The organism is Bradyrhizobium sp. Leo114, from assembly GCF_055229415.2.
In genome coordinates this window covers 168664-182466 of the sequence record NZ_JBUYEN020000010.1, presented here as the reverse complement: position 1 = coordinate 182466, position 13803 = coordinate 168664, and the positions used below count along the sequence as shown (strand labels likewise).

Sequence of the window (13803 nt, the reverse complement as noted above, 5' to 3'; positions counted from 1 at the left end):
AACAGGGTGATGTCAGCGGGCCGGCGGGCACAATTTTGCCCCACGGGCCGGTGATCAAGATAGAAATTGGGACGGGGAAGTAAATGCTTCGTACAACCTTCGCTTCCTCGCGTGTCTTGCGAGTTGGCGTTCTCGGGCTCATCACCTTCACCACGGCGATCCTGATCTCCAGCGAGAGCGCCGAGGCGCGTCGCTCCCGCCACCGCCATCACGTGCGCTCTCATCAGGTGGATCGCGACAGCTATAGCCCCCAATTCTCTTCCATCATCGTCGACGGCAATTCCGGCTCGGTGCTGGCATCCAACAATCCCGATGGTCTTCGTCACCCGGCCTCGCTGACCAAGATCATGACGCTTTATCTGCTGTTCGAGCGCCTCGAAGCCGGCAGGATGAAGCTGGATACGGAAATGCAGGTATCGGAGCACGCTTCGGAGCAGTCTCCTACCAAGCTTGGCCTCCGGCCCGGCCAGACCATCAGGGTCGAAGACGCCATCAAGGGCCTGGTGACGCGTTCCGCCAATGACGCCGCCGTCGTGATCGCCGAAGCCATTGGCGGCGATGAGGATGATTTCGCCAAGATGATGACGCGGAAGGCCCGTTCGCTCGGCATGAGCAAGACGGTCTATCGCAACGCATCAGGCCTGCCCAATGATGAGCAGGTGACGACCGCGCGCGACCAAGCCACCCTCGGCCGCGCGATCCAGGATCGGTTCCCGCGCTACTATCGGTATTTCTCGACCACCGTGTTCAATTATCGGGGACAGTCGATCCGCAATCACAACCACCTGCTCGGCAAGGTGGAGGGCATCGACGGCATCAAGACCGGCTACACCCGCGCCTCCGGCTTCAATCTCGTCAGTTCGATGCGCCGCGGCAACCGCCATCTGATCGGCGTGGTGTTGGGTGGCCGCAGCGGCGGCTCGCGCGACGCCATCATGCGCAGCCTGCTCGCCGAGAACCTCGAGAAGGGCGCAACGATCCGCACCGCCGCCGCCATCACCGAGAAGAACGTCGCGGATGGCAATACCAATATCGCGGAAGCTGATACGCCGTCGCGCGGCAACGACCAGCCGGCGCAGGTCACTTCCGGCGCCGCCGCCTCCGCTGAGCCCGCAATGGCAGCGCTCACGCCGGCGGCCCCGCGCCCGGCCGCAAAGGCATCGCTGATGGCCGCAGCGGCCGCCGCCCTTCCCCCGCCGCCAGCGAAGATTGAGCCAGCGGCGAGGCCGGAGCCCAAATCCGAACCCGCGCCCCTGACCAACGGCGTGATCCAGAGCCAGCCGATGGCGATCATTCCCGGCTCGGCCGAGCCGATGAAGCCGGTCAAGGTGAAGACGGTTCAGGTCAAGGCCGGCGGCACCAAGCTCGCCTCCGCCGCGCCATCCCAGCCGGCACCACCGGTCACCAATGCGATCCCACCCCGTCCGGAAGTCGCCGAGACCTCCAGCGCCGTCGTGGCAAGCGCCGACGTCGCCAAGACCGACGCCGCAAGGTCCGCAGCCAGAGCCGAAATGCCGCCGCAGCCTGCCGGGTTCGGCACCGGCAATGGCATCCTCGGTGTGTTGCCCGCGTCGAGCCTGCAGCAGCCCACCTCCTCGCCGCAGACGGTCGCCGCGCTCCAGCCGCAAGCGGTGTCGCCGGCCGCGGTCGCCAAGCCCACGCAGCCTGCCGTGCACACCGGCTGGATCATCCAGGTCGGTGCACTCGAAAGCGAGAACGAGGCGCGCCAGCGCATCGATCTTGCGCGCAACCAGTCGCGCGGCCTCCTCGGCAAGGCCGATCCCTTCACCGAGCCGGTCGTCGGCAAGGATAACCGCAAGCTTTATCGCGCCCGCTTTGCCGGCCTCGAGCGCGAGCAGGCCGAGGCGGCGTGCCGGACGCTGAAACGCGCCGACATCTCCTGCATCACCATCCGCAACTGATCTTTCGGCCCGATCGTAAAATCGCAAAGCCGGCGCCCACTAGCGCCGGCTTTTTTGCGTCGGCCTGTCGCAGCCGCGGCCACTTGTTCCCTCGCGAAAACTTCTCGGCAAGGATTTACGGTTAAGCTTTCGAGAACAGGGGATCGACCACGCTGGACAACGGCGGGCGAGACAGGGCGCGTCAGCACAGAGAAGCAGCGGCAACTCTCGGTTTGTAGCGTTGGTAGCGTGCCGGAGTTAGCTAGAATGCGTGCGAAGCAAGGTATCCTTGGCCTCGTTTACACGGGCAGCGAGGTACGTCGACCCCCCTTGGTCGGGATGCAGTTTCTTCATGAGAGTGCGGTGCGCCCGGCTGATCTCGTCACGCGAGGCTCCCGGCTGCAGGCCAAGGATCTGGTAGGCCTCCTCTTCCGTCATTTTGCCGCCCGGCGCCGCGCGGCGTTGCCCCCCTGCCCCGTTGCGCTGCGCGTCCTGACGCCAAGCGGGAAACCGGCGGTCCAGATAGCTTTCAAGTAACGTGACGCTCTCGGCGTCGAAGCCGGCGGCCATCGCCAGCAATCCCTGAAGGTCGAACTCGTCGAGCGAGCGGCCGGCATTCGGCCCTTCCACGATCTGACCCGACAGCGCGCCGGTGTCGTGGTCGAGGCTCATGTCGAGATATTTCGAGCGCACGCGCGAGCTCTGTCCGGCGGAGCGCTGCGTGCCGCCGAAGATGCTGCCGAAATTGCCCAGCACGTTCGGGGACCAGCCGAGCAGGCCGGCGCCAAAGATCCCGAGCGGGATCGCGACAGCAAGTTCGCCCCTGATTCCGGTATAGGCGGCGACCGCGAGCGACAACACGCCGCCGACGATCTTGATCGCGCGCGCCATCATCGCCGGGTTGGCGGCCCGAAACATCTGCAGCAGGAGATAAAGCGTGACAACGGCGACGACGCCGGCAATCAGGGTTGGCATGGGCGCAATATAATCGCGGCGGCGAGGAAAAGCATCGCGAACCAAGCCCACAACGACCCAGCCTGGCTGGTGCGCCGCCGTGCGCTGTCAGGGGACGTGGCGACCACCGTCACTTCATCTGGCCGATCAACTTGGCCGCACCGCTTGCGGTTTTCGACAACTGCAGCAGCGCCTCGCGGCCGCCGGCGGCGTAGGCCGCAGCCGCCCGCAGCAGTTCGCGCAATTGCGCCGCTGCACCCGGATCGAAGCGGCAATAGGCGCCGCCGGTCAGCCGCGCAATCTCACGGAACGCCTGCTCGGCGGTGGCGTCGCCGCCTTCCTGGAACATGAAGACGGGTACCTTGAGCAGCCCGAGTTCGCCGGCCTTGGTGCAGAGATCATCGACGGACTCCTCCATGGCATCGCCGACGAACACCACGGCCCGCACCCCGGAGGCGACCGCCTCGCGGCGCGTCTCGGACAACACTTTGCCGATCTGAGTATTGCCGCCCTGGCAATCGATCTTGCCCATCAATCTGGCAAGGTGAGCGCTGTCGGAAATCCAGCCAGTCGCCCGGCATTCGTTGAAACCGCGGTAGTAGACCAGGCGGATATCCAGGCTGCCCAGGGAAGCGGCTTCGCGAAACATGTCCGCCTGCAGCGCGCAGGCCATGTCCCAGGTCGGCTGCCGGCTCATGGTGGCGTCGAGTGCAAAAATCAGCCTTCCGCGCGCGCTGGCCTGATGCGGCGACATCGCGCGCGCCTTGGCGACGAAGGCGGCGATATCGTCGGAGCTGGACGGAGATGCTTCCGGCAGGCGACCGAACTTGCGGGCCTCGGCCGCCTGCGCAGCGATGTCGTTACCGGATTTCGGTTTGGTCGGTTCGCCAGCCATGAATCCTCGCCGTTGCTGCGAGGATTATGTGGGCCGAGACCAGGAAAGCGTCAATGCGCGCGCGGGATGCGCCGAGCATTGGGGCCAGAGGTCAGTTTGGTACGGCCGAGCGATCTTTCTCGGTCTCGGTCTTCTGGACCTTCTTGGTCGAGGGATCCGGTACGTAGAGCGAGACCGGTCCCGGTTCGAGGATCTTCGGCGGCGCACTCCTGGTGTCGACCGGCGCCACCTCACTGTCGCTATCGACCAGAAACTTGTCGAGCATCGCCTGGATCGAGTTCTTCGCCACGTCCGGGCCGGTGTCGCGCATATCGTTGTGCTGGAAGTTGGTGTTCACCACGGTGATACCTGACTTCTCGCACTCCTCATCATCGGGCACGACGCCCGGATCAGGCTTGAAATGGGTATCCTTCGAGCGGAACGACAGGATCTTGAACTTGCCGTCGGTCAGGAACGGCACGCGCAGATTGTCCAGCGTCACGACCTTCTTGATCTCGTCGGGATACTGCTTGGCGAAGTACATCGAGATGTCGCCGCCCATCGAGTGTCCGACCATGGTGACCTTGGCATAGTCGGCGTTAGGCTGGAGCTTCTTCATCTCGTCGATAGCGAAGTGGATATTGGCCACGCCGCGCTGGATTTGCGGCAAGCGGCCGACATAGAGCTCGCCGGCCTTGGTCACCATCGGCGGGTCTGTCGGCAGGTCGTGCTGCGGGCTGATCACCAGATAGCCGCGCGCGGCAAAGATGTTGGTCAGGAACGAATACTCGGTGTTCTTGACGGTATTGCCGTGGTTGAGGATCGCCACCGGCAGGGTGATCATGCCGGCGTTGGCCTGCATCTCCTTGTCCCAGCGCACGGCGACGTCGACGGGAACGAGGCGATTGTCCCGCGCCGGATCATAGAATTTGAGTGTCTCGTGACGGATAGCCCACTTGCTGGCGGTGAAATACGCGCCAGTAACAAGCACGGTAAGTGAAAGCAGAACGGTAATTCCACGTTTCATATTCGTCCTCGGCGCGCCCGCCTCTGGCGCTATATCCCATTTGTCCGGACTCTGACGGTCCGTGTGGATGATATATGTCACAGCGACGTGACGGGAAGTCCAAATGTTGTGTGTTGACCGCCTGATCGTTGTGCGATGCACCTAATCCTTGTGCATGCGCACAAGTAGCTGTGGGATTTGGCTTTCCTCCTAACCTTATGATGGCGCCTGCGAAATTCGGGTCTAGGCGCTCAATACATTTGTAATAAAACGGCCCACTTTGAAGTTTGTTCCCAGCTTTGGACCCTCCCCCGTAGTCACACGGGTTCAGGCAGCCGTGTAGATGGTAAGTTTCAGCGCCGGGTCGTCATTGGCCTGAAAGCTCGCATATTCGTAGGCCAGGCGGCCCCTCTTGGGATGGCTGAGCACTTTGCGGCCGGACACGCTGCTTTTGATATCGTGCGCCCCCCACCATTGGGCGAATTCCTGGCAGCCGTGCTGCAGCCGAGCGAGCAGGTCGCGAAAGGCAGGATCGCCCGCCCAGAGATCGTGACTTGCGCGAAACTGGGCCACCATCCGGCGGGCTTCATCGGCCCATGATGGACCGAACAGACGCCGCGTCGCCTCATTGGTCAGCATGCAGATGAGCACGTTGCGGTCGGCTGGCGGAAGTCGGCTGAAGCCGAAGGTTTGTTCTGCGGCATCGTTCCAGGCCAGAATGTCCCAGCGCCGCCCGGTGATATAGGCCGGCTGGTTCAAGCTCTCCATCGTGCGCCGGATCGCCGGTGGCACCACCTCCGGGATGAACGGCCGCCGATCGGCGTCGCGGATCAGCGCCCGCAGATGCGCGTGCTCGGCCTTGGTCAACCGTAGCGCTCGCGCCAAGGCGTCGATCGTCGTCAGCGAAGGGCTGACGCTGCGCCCCTGTTCGAGCCGCGTGTACCAATCGACGCCGATGCCGGCGAGTTCGGCCACCTCCTCGCGGCGCAAGCCGGGCGTCCGGCGGCGTCGTCCGATCGGAAGGCCGGCAGTTTTTGGTGTCAGCTTCTCCCGCCGCGAGCGCAGGAAATCGCCGAGTTCGCTTTGCCGGGCATCTGCCATGGGACTCTTCCTGCGACGAAAGGAGGGACTCTTGATCCCAGGATAATACCAGGTCTTGTTGCCCAGGACAGGCGCTTCGATGATGCAGTCTCAAGCGGGGTAAGAGCCATGAAAGCTGCTGTTTTGAGATCATTTGGATCGCCACTCGCGATCGAAACCGTTACCGACCCGGTGATCGGCACCGGTGAAGTCGTGGTCGACGTCGTGGCGACGCGCGTACTGTCCTATGCCAACGAAGTCTTCAGCGGCGAACGAAACTATCTCTTGGAGTTGCCGGCCGTGCCGGGACCCGGCGCGATCGGAAGGGTTCGCGCGGTGGGGCCCGACGCCACGCACCTCGCCGTGGGCGACTGGGTCTATTGCGACCCGACCTTCCGCTCCCGCGACGACGCCATCTCGCCCGACATTACCCTGCAAGGCTGGAGCGCGGGCGGCGAAGGCGGGTTGCGGCTGCAGCGGCACTTCCGCCACGGTTCGTTCGCGGAGCAGACGCTGGTCCCAACCGAGAACGTCAAGCGCATCGGCACGATCGATGCGGTCCACGCGCCAGCCTGGTGCGCGCTCGGCACGTGCCTTGTGCCGTATGGCGGCTTCCTGGCGGCAAGACTGCAGGCGGGGGAGACGGTGCTGGTCAGCGGCGCCACCGGCAATTTCGGCAGCGCCGCCGTCGCGGTCGCGCTCGCCATGGGCGCGAGATGCGTGGTGGCGCCGGGGCGCAATGAAAGGGTGCTCGCCGACCTGGGGCGTCGCTTCGGCCACAGGGTGCGCCCGGTCCGGCTTTCCGGCAATGAGGAGGACGATCGCCGGCGGATGCGCGAGGCGGCTGACGGCCCGATCGATTGCGTGATCGACCTGATGCCGCCCTCGGTCAGTGCAACCACGGTGCGCGCGGCCGTCATGACGGTGCGCCCCTACGGGCGCGTGGCGCTTATGGGCGGCGTCGGGATGCTGGGTGGCCCAGGCCTCGAATTGCCCTACCCCTGGATCATGCGCGAATGCATCACCATCCACGGCGTGTGGATGTATCCGCCGGAAGCAACGCTCGGTCTCGTTGGCATGATCCGGGCAGGCCTGCTGCCGCTCGACCTGTTTGAGGTTACCACCTTCGACCTTGATCACGTCAACGAGGCGGTGGCGCACGCGGCCGCCAATGGCGGCCCCTTCAAGATGACGATCCTGCAGCCGGCGTGAGCCGCCCTCTCAAGTCGCGATGATGTCGTGGAGCTCGAGCGGTTTGTCGACCTGGCTGAACCATTCGGCCCGGTTGGCCGCGCGGCGGCGGCCGCGCTCGTCGAGCGGCAGCTTCAATTGGCGCAGGAGGCCAGTCACCTCCTCGCGCGCCGTGACGTGGCCCATACTGGGCCGGGTGCCGAGCGTCTGCTCGTCGATATCGTCGAGCGCGGTCAGGCCGCGCGGGAAGAATTCGCGGTAGACGACGCGCTCGGCAACGCCGTCGATCGAGCGGAAACCGAGCCGCAGCGACAACTGTTTCAGGCCGCTTGCGACGAGCTGCTTGTTGCGCGACCCAAGCATCGAGAGGCGGTTGCGGACCACGATCCAGTCGGTGGTGGTGCCGTCCACCTGGCGCCGCTTGCGCCTGACGTCGCGCACCATCTCGGCGTAATGGCTTTCGCCGGTCACCGAATAGGTGACGGGATCGATGGTGCCCAGCACGTCGAAGTCAAGGAAGCTGTCATTGATCGGCGTGACCAGCGTGTCGGCCATCGAATGGGCGAGCCGCATCAGGTAGCTGTCCGTGCCCGGCGTATCGATGACGATGAAATCGAAATTGCGCTCGACCGTGCTGATCGCCGCCATGAACTGCTGGAACTCGGCGTTCTCGTTCTCCGCGATCTGCATCGTCTCGCCGTATTTGATGCAATGATGCACGGGGATTTCGAGGCCAAGATTGGTGCGCCGTGCCCAGGCCCGCCGGTTATTGATGTAGCGGGTAAAGCTCTGCTGGCGGCAATCGAGATCGATGGTGGCGACCCGCTGGCCGGCCTTCATCAGGGCGACGGCGATGTGCAGGGCGGTGGTGGATTTGCCCGAACCGCCCTTCTCGTTGCCAAGCACCACCACATGGGCGGAGCCGGATTGCGCCTGACTAGCCTGTACCAGCATGACCTGATCCCCTCGATATCTTCAAATCGGGCGCTTCGACGGTCAAGTGAAATGCGCCCTGCGCTCAAGGAGCAGCCGACTGTCTTCCTTAATCATGAATCCATCGCGGGAGATGTCAGCCCGCAATCGCTTGAGGCCGCCAAGCGGGTCAGGTGCGCCCGCCTGCCGCCTTGGCGTCGACGCCTTCCCCTTGGTATGGTCACGTGCCCGCCTCATCGAGCGAGTCCAAGCCCGTCTCGCCCGACCAGACCTTCCCGAACCAGCCCAAGAGATTGAATCCAGATGTCGCGAAGTCCCGTGGTCGTCCGCACCGTCCCTGCCTTGCGCCGCTCCGTCGAGGCTTTGCGCGGAAGAAAGGCCATGACAGCACTGGTCCCAACCATGGGAGCTCTCCATGACGGGCATGTGTCGCTGGTCCGCCTTGCCAAGCGACGCGCCCAGCGCGTCATCGTCTCGATCTTCGTCAATCCGACCCAGTTCGCGCCATCAGAGGATTTCGGCTCCTATCCGCGTACATGGAAGGACGACGTCGCAAAGCTCGCCGCCGAGAAGGTCGACCTGATCTGGCATCCCGACGTCAAGACGATGTACCCGGATGGCTTTGCCACGCGGATCGCGCCGGAGGGGCCCGCCACCGTCGGCCTCGAAGACCGCTTCCGCCCGCATTTCTTCGGCGGGGTCGCAACGGTCGTCGGCAAACTGTTCACGCAGTGCCGGCCGGATTTTGCGATCTTCGGCGAGAAGGACTTTCAGCAGTTGCGGGTCGTGACCCAGATGGCGCGAGACCTCGACCTCGGCGTCAAGGTGATCGGCTCGAAAACTGTGCGCGAACGCGACGGGCTCGCAATGTCATCCCGCAACGTCTACCTCTCGCCCGAAGAACGGCGCGTGGCGCCGGAGCTCTATCGCGTCATGAAGGAAACCGCCCGCCGGATCCGCGCCGGTGAAGCGATCAAGCCGGCTGTCGCCGGAGGCGCCAAGCTGATCGAGAAGGCCGGCTTCAAGCTCGACTATCTGGAAGTGCGCCACGCCGAGACGCTGGCGCCGATCGCTTCGATCAAGGACGGCCCGCTGCGGATGCTGGTGGCCGCCAGGCTCGGCACCACGAGACTGATCGACAATATCGCGGTTTAGGGCGGCCGCGCCTTAGAGCGTTTTCGAGCGAAGTGGACACCGGTTCGCGTGAAGAAAACGCGTCAAAACAAGAATCTAGAGCAATCCGAGATCGCGCAGCTCGCGCCGCATCGGCTCGGGCATCGCCGCGACGCCGGAAGCGGCCGATTTGGTCAGGTCGGGCGGCGCGGCATCGGCGGTGAGATAGCGCCAGCCCTGGAAGGGGCGCATCGGGCGCGGCGATACCGCGATCACCTTGGGCTGCATCACGATGCGGCAGCGGCCGATGCCGTCCTTGTCGCGGAACGGCTCGATCGCGATGATCTTCTCGCGCGCGGCGATCTCGCCGCGGATCACCCAATAGAGCGAGCCGCCGGCAAGGATTTCCTCCTCCCGTTTCGGCGTCATCCGCGTGATATGGATGTGACGCTGGGGCAAGGCCTTCTTCTTCGCGATCGCCATCCGCTCGGCGACCCAGGTCTTGAGTTCCTTGACCGAGTCGCAACCGACGGCGAGCTTGATGAGATGAAGCGGCATGATCGTTTCGCTTTAGCCGCCGGCTCCGGTTTTGAAAAGATCACTCGTCCGAAGTTGCGGGAGCGGCTGTGGACGCCGGTGGTGGCGGCGTGATCGGGACCGGCGCGGGTGCCGGCGGACGTTTAGCCACCGCCTGTTTCTTGGCAGCGGCCGGCGGCGCGGGCGAAGCCGCTGGCGCGGGACGCGACGCAGGCGGAGCTGCGGTCGTGGCGGCCGCCGCAGCCGCCGACGGCTTCGGTGCGGGCTCAGGCGTCATGATGCTGATCGGAGGGGTATTCGCGGCCGACGGAAATTCGGCGTTGGTAGGTTTGCCGGTGGGGACCGACGGCGGCAGTGCTCCCAGCACCCCTGCTCCGGCCGCCGCTGCAATGGCAGGCGCCGGCGCGTTCCACGACGGCGCGTAACGGGTGATCAAGTTCTCATAGAGGTGCTCGTCCATATTGGACGCGATCTGCTGGGTGGTCCCGAGCGAACTGAACGCCGCGCATGAGGCCGGCGTGCAATGGTCGCGCACAGTGAGCACATAGGCCATGAGCCCGTAGCGGTCCCGCTCGACCGCGCGACGCAGCGCCTGCAGTTCGGGCGATGTGTTGCGCTCGGCGGTCGCAATATCCCCCAATGACGCTAGGCGGGTGATCTGGGAAGCCGCATAGGCGACCGCGGCAGCCGCAGAGTCGGCGGAACCGAATAACACCTTTTCGCAGGCGTTCAGCACGGCATCGCCCGCGAGGTCATCGATGCAGGCGAGCGCGGCTGGCGCCGCGACGACCGGCTGCGCCGATCGCGCATCAGCGGAAGCAAGCCGATTACCGGAATCGAAGCCACGAATGGTCGAGGCAGCAGCGACCGCAATCGCAAGCAAGGTGATGACCGTCAACGCGCCGTTGGCCACGGATTTCTCCGCGCGCAACAGCGTGATCAACAGGATCACCCCAAAAAATCCTGCGGCGGCCAGCGTCAGCCACATCGGAAAAGTCGCGGAGCGCCAGATATGATCCAGCGAAGAAACCCAGCTCATGCGCGATGTCCCTCAACGCAGCGTAAAACACAGTCGCCAAAGGCGAACGCCTCCTTTCGGGCATTCGGTCTTCGGCAGAGTCGTTCTGCGAACGGGGCCTTTTGACGGCGACCCATCAGGGAACCGCGCCTACCGGGTGCTTGCGCACAGCTCTCTTCAGGACAGGGCGAGCTGGCTTTCCTTGGCGACCCGTTCGAAAGCTTCGGTCGAGCTTTTGATGCGGTATTGGCAATCGTCACCGTCGGTCGGCAGCAGCCGGACCACCTGATAGGTCCCGGTAGCGGCCGGACGAGACACGTTGCTCGCAGTGAAATAGACAGTCTCTCCAACGCCGTACTTGTGCTTCAACGCCCTCTCCATTTTCTTGGATCGTCGGCGCGCTGCCTTAGGTCCCACAGCGGCGGCCAACATTGAGAACCCCGCGTCAAGTTAGCACAGCAAGGGCCCCGAAATCCAGCAGGATCGGGGGCCAGCAAACGCACGAAATTCGTATATTTTTCAGCAGGATAGAAGGCCCGCGAGCGAGTCGGCCGCGTTCCACGACGAGAATGGGCGAAAGTGCGGATTCCTGCGATCCAGCCACCTAAGGGCAGCCCGCCATCCGGGCTCGCATGGTAGGCGGCCGCCGGAAAGTACGAGGCATGACTGCGAACTGGGTCGGCCGGGTTAGACGGTCTCGAACCGCTCGATCACGAGCGTTTCGGCAAGCCCGTCGCGCGTCCACTCCTGGAATGCCGGCAGCGACGTCATCGCATCGACATAGGCCTGCGCCTCGGGCTTCACCGGGATCGCATAGGTGCGGAAGCGATGCACGACTGGAGCGAACATCGCATCCGCGCCGGAGAACGCCCCGAACAGGAACGGCCCCTGCTTGCCGTAGCGCGCGTGGCAGTCTGCCCAGATCTCCTGAATCCTCGCGACATTGGCGCGAGCGTCGTCCGACAACGGAATCGCCCGGATCGGGCGATGCAGGTTCATGCCGCATTCATTGCGCAGCGGCATGAAGCCCGAATGCATCTCCGCGGAGACCGAGCGCGCATGGGCGCGGGCCGCGCGATCCTCAGGCCAGAGCCTTGTTTCCGGATATTTCTCGGCGAGGTATTCGATGATCGCCAGCGAATCCCAGACCGTGACATCGCCATCGATCAGCGTCGGCACCTTGCCGGCACGCGAGAAACTCAGGATCCGGTCCTTGTCCGCCTTATCGGTGTACAGCGGGATGAAGACTTCCTCGAACGCGATGTTGTTGGCGCGCAGCGCCAGCCACGGCCGCATCGACCATGACGAATAGTTCTTGTTGCCGATGACGAGCTTCAACATGTGCGGGGGATCCGGTTGAATTGCTACTTTGCCACAGCGCGGCGCGGCCGTGCAACTCGCATCGTGACGTCGACGACATTGGCTTCGCGGCTACGAAGCGAAGTCCTGCGGCGTGAAGCTGAGATCGAGCACCTTCCACTCGCCATAGCGATCCGCTGGGAGCATCTTGTAGGGCTGGCACGCTTCCAGTGCGCTCATCGCGCCACGCATCAACACCGGTCCCTTCTCGGACGCGCTCGCCTCGATCAGCAACGGCTCGTCGGCGAGCGTCCCCTGCGGCGTCATGAACACGCGCAGCGTGACCTTGACGTCGTCGGAAGGTTTTAGCGCTGCCGGCAGCTTCGAGCAGGTCTTGAGATGGCGGCGAAACTCGGCGACGACGCTCGGAGTGAGGTCGGCGGCTCTGACGGCCGGTGCATCGAAATCATCGTCGACCTTGCCACCGTAGCGCGCGGCCGGCGCCGGGGCTGGCGCCGCCATCGGCGGAAGGGCTGGCGGCAGGCCGAGTTGGACATTGTATTTGATCGAGAGATCAGGCTCCGGCGGCGTGTAGGCTGGGGCGGCCGCCGGTGTTGCCGCGGCTTGCGGCCGGACCGAACCTGATTCCGCCGGTTCCGGCTGGTTCTGGTGGGGCGGCGGCGACGCTGCCGGCTGCGGCGCTGCGGGCTGCGGCGCCGGTGGAGGCGGCGTGCTTACAGGCGGCTCTTGGAGCGCAGACAGATCGATGGATGGTGACGGAGAAGGCGACGGCGACGGGGTCGGTTCGGGCTTCTTCTCGATGTCCTTCTTCTCGATGTCCTGCGGCGTGACGATATCGACCGGGACGGTGTCAGCCGCCACGACGTCAAACGGATGGACTTCGGACAGGAGCAGCACCAGGGCCAGCACGGACACGTGCGCAACCGCCGACGCCGTCACGTCCACAGGAATGAGCTCCCGCAGGTTCATTCGCAACTGATCAGGTTTGAGCCCCCTGCCCGTCATCAGCATAGCGGGCAATCGAGGGGTGTCTCAATCCCATTTCGGCGCGAAGCCGAAATCGGTGATGCGGCCGGAGGCGCCGCCCATGACCGAGATCAGGCTCATGTCGTCCTCCGACAATTCGAAATCGAAGACGTTGATGTTCTCGGACAGCCGTTCGAGCTTCGATGTCCGCGGGATCGCGGCAACATTCTGCTGCACCAGCCAGCGCAGGCAGACCTGGGCCGCCGTCTTGCGATAGCGGTCGCCGATCCGCGCCAATGCGCGCTCGTTCCGGATGCGGCCCTTCGCAATCGGGCTATAGGCGACCAGCGCCATGCCGTGCCGGGCGCAGGCGGCCTTCACCTTCGCCTGATCGAGATAGGGATGATACTCGACCTGGTCGCACACCAACGGCTCCGCGCAGGCCGCCACCGCCTCCTCGATCAAGGCGACCGTGAAGTTGGACACCCCGATATGGCGCGCGAGCCCAAGCTGCTTGGCATGCGCCAGCGCGCCCATCGTTTCCGCGAGCGGCACCTGCGGGTTCGGCCAGTGCAGCAACAAGAGATCGATTTCGGTCAGCCGCAGCCGCGCCAGGCTTTCCTTGGCCGAGCGCTCGAGGTCGTTGGGCCTGAAATGGGTGGTCCAGACCTTGGTCGTGATGAAGACGTCGTCGCGTCTCACGCCGGATGCGCGGAGCCCCTCGCCGACCTCGCGCTCATTGTCGTACATCTGCGCGGTGTCGATGTGGCGATAGCCGAGCCTGAGCGCCTGCTCGACGATCCGCGCGCAGGTGCGTCCACGCAGTTCCCAGGTACCGAGCCCGATCGCCGGGATCCTGGCGCCATTGGCTTCGATGATGTTCATGCGCCCATTATGGGCCGCCGCAGCT

At 64.5% G+C, this 13803-nt stretch carries 14 protein-coding genes; 3 read left to right on the top strand and 11 right to left on the bottom strand.

The annotated features are described in order from the left end of the window. The first annotated feature begins 83 nt into the window (after positions 1–83). Positions 84–1922, top strand: coding sequence for a serine hydrolase (locus ACZIRK_RS14895; protein WP_463327597.1), 1839 nt, complete (start codon positions 84–86; stop codon positions 1920–1922). A gap of 237 nt (positions 1923–2159) precedes the next feature. On the opposite strand, the gene ACZIRK_RS14890 is transcribed toward ACZIRK_RS14895, so the two are convergent. The 4 genes from ACZIRK_RS14890 to ACZIRK_RS14875 form a co-directional block, all read right to left on the bottom strand. Then, positions 2160–2876: a DnaJ domain-containing protein gene (locus tag ACZIRK_RS14890; protein WP_130230834.1), complete on the bottom strand. Its 717-nt coding sequence runs from the start codon at positions 2874–2876 to the stop codon at positions 2160–2162. 109 nt (positions 2877–2985) lie between these two features. Further along, on the bottom strand, positions 2986–3750 hold the full coding sequence (locus ACZIRK_RS14885; protein WP_130230832.1) for a vWA domain-containing protein: 765 nt from the start codon (positions 3748–3750) through the stop codon (positions 2986–2988). A gap of 91 nt (positions 3751–3841) precedes the next feature. Further along, a complete protein-coding gene (locus tag ACZIRK_RS14880; RefSeq protein WP_051396718.1) occupies positions 3842–4756 on the bottom strand; it encodes an alpha/beta fold hydrolase in 915 nt (304 codons plus the stop codon). A 306-nt stretch (positions 4757–5062) separates the two neighbouring features. Then, on the bottom strand, positions 5063–5836 hold the full coding sequence (locus ACZIRK_RS14875; protein WP_130230828.1) for a helix-turn-helix transcriptional regulator: 774 nt from the start codon (positions 5834–5836) through the stop codon (positions 5063–5065). A 108-nt stretch (positions 5837–5944) separates the two neighbouring features. Between ACZIRK_RS14875 and ACZIRK_RS14870 the strand changes: the two genes are divergently transcribed. Further along, positions 5945–7027: an alcohol dehydrogenase catalytic domain-containing protein gene (locus ACZIRK_RS14870; protein WP_463327596.1), complete on the top strand. Its 1083-nt coding sequence runs from the start codon at positions 5945–5947 to the stop codon at positions 7025–7027. Positions 7028–7036: 9 nt separating this feature from the next. On the opposite strand, the gene ACZIRK_RS14865 is transcribed toward ACZIRK_RS14870, so the two are convergent. Beyond that, positions 7037–7960 carry a division plane positioning ATPase MipZ gene (locus ACZIRK_RS14865; RefSeq protein WP_463327595.1) on the bottom strand — a complete coding sequence of 308 codons (924 nt, stop codon included), beginning with the start codon at positions 7958–7960 and terminating at the stop codon, positions 7037–7039. 282 nt (positions 7961–8242) lie between these two features. On the opposite strand from ACZIRK_RS14865, the gene panC reads away from it, so the two are divergent. After that, positions 8243–9094: a pantoate--beta-alanine ligase gene (gene panC, locus ACZIRK_RS14860; RefSeq protein ID WP_130230822.1), complete on the top strand. Its 852-nt coding sequence runs from the start codon at positions 8243–8245 to the stop codon at positions 9092–9094. Positions 9095–9169: 75 nt separating this feature from the next. Here the strand turns inward: panC and ACZIRK_RS14855 are convergent, their stop codons facing one another. The 6 genes from ACZIRK_RS14855 to ACZIRK_RS14830 form a co-directional block, all read right to left on the bottom strand. Beyond that, positions 9170–9610 (bottom strand): DUF1489 family protein, encoded by a 441-nt coding sequence (locus ACZIRK_RS14855; protein WP_130230820.1) that lies wholly within the window; start codon positions 9608–9610, stop codon positions 9170–9172. A 40-nt stretch (positions 9611–9650) separates the two neighbouring features. Beyond that, entirely contained in the window at positions 9651–10628 is a 978-nt protein-coding gene (locus tag ACZIRK_RS14850) for a hypothetical protein (protein WP_463327594.1), read from the bottom strand. 156 nt (positions 10629–10784) lie between these two features. Beyond that, positions 10785–10988, bottom strand: a complete 204-nt coding sequence (locus tag ACZIRK_RS14845; RefSeq protein ID WP_130231764.1) for a hypothetical protein — start codon at positions 10986–10988, stop codon at positions 10785–10787. 306 nt (positions 10989–11294) lie between these two features. After that, positions 11295–11948, bottom strand: a complete 654-nt coding sequence (locus ACZIRK_RS14840; protein ID WP_130231766.1) for a glutathione S-transferase family protein — start codon at positions 11946–11948, stop codon at positions 11295–11297. Between the two features lie 90 nt (positions 11949–12038). Beyond that, positions 12039–12896: a hypothetical protein gene (locus ACZIRK_RS14835; protein ID WP_463327593.1), complete on the bottom strand. Its 858-nt coding sequence runs from the start codon at positions 12894–12896 to the stop codon at positions 12039–12041. A gap of 63 nt (positions 12897–12959) precedes the next feature. Beyond that, on the bottom strand, positions 12960–13778 hold the full coding sequence (locus ACZIRK_RS14830; protein WP_130226534.1) for an aldo/keto reductase: 819 nt from the start codon (positions 13776–13778) through the stop codon (positions 12960–12962). Positions 13779–13803: the final 25 nt, after the last annotated feature.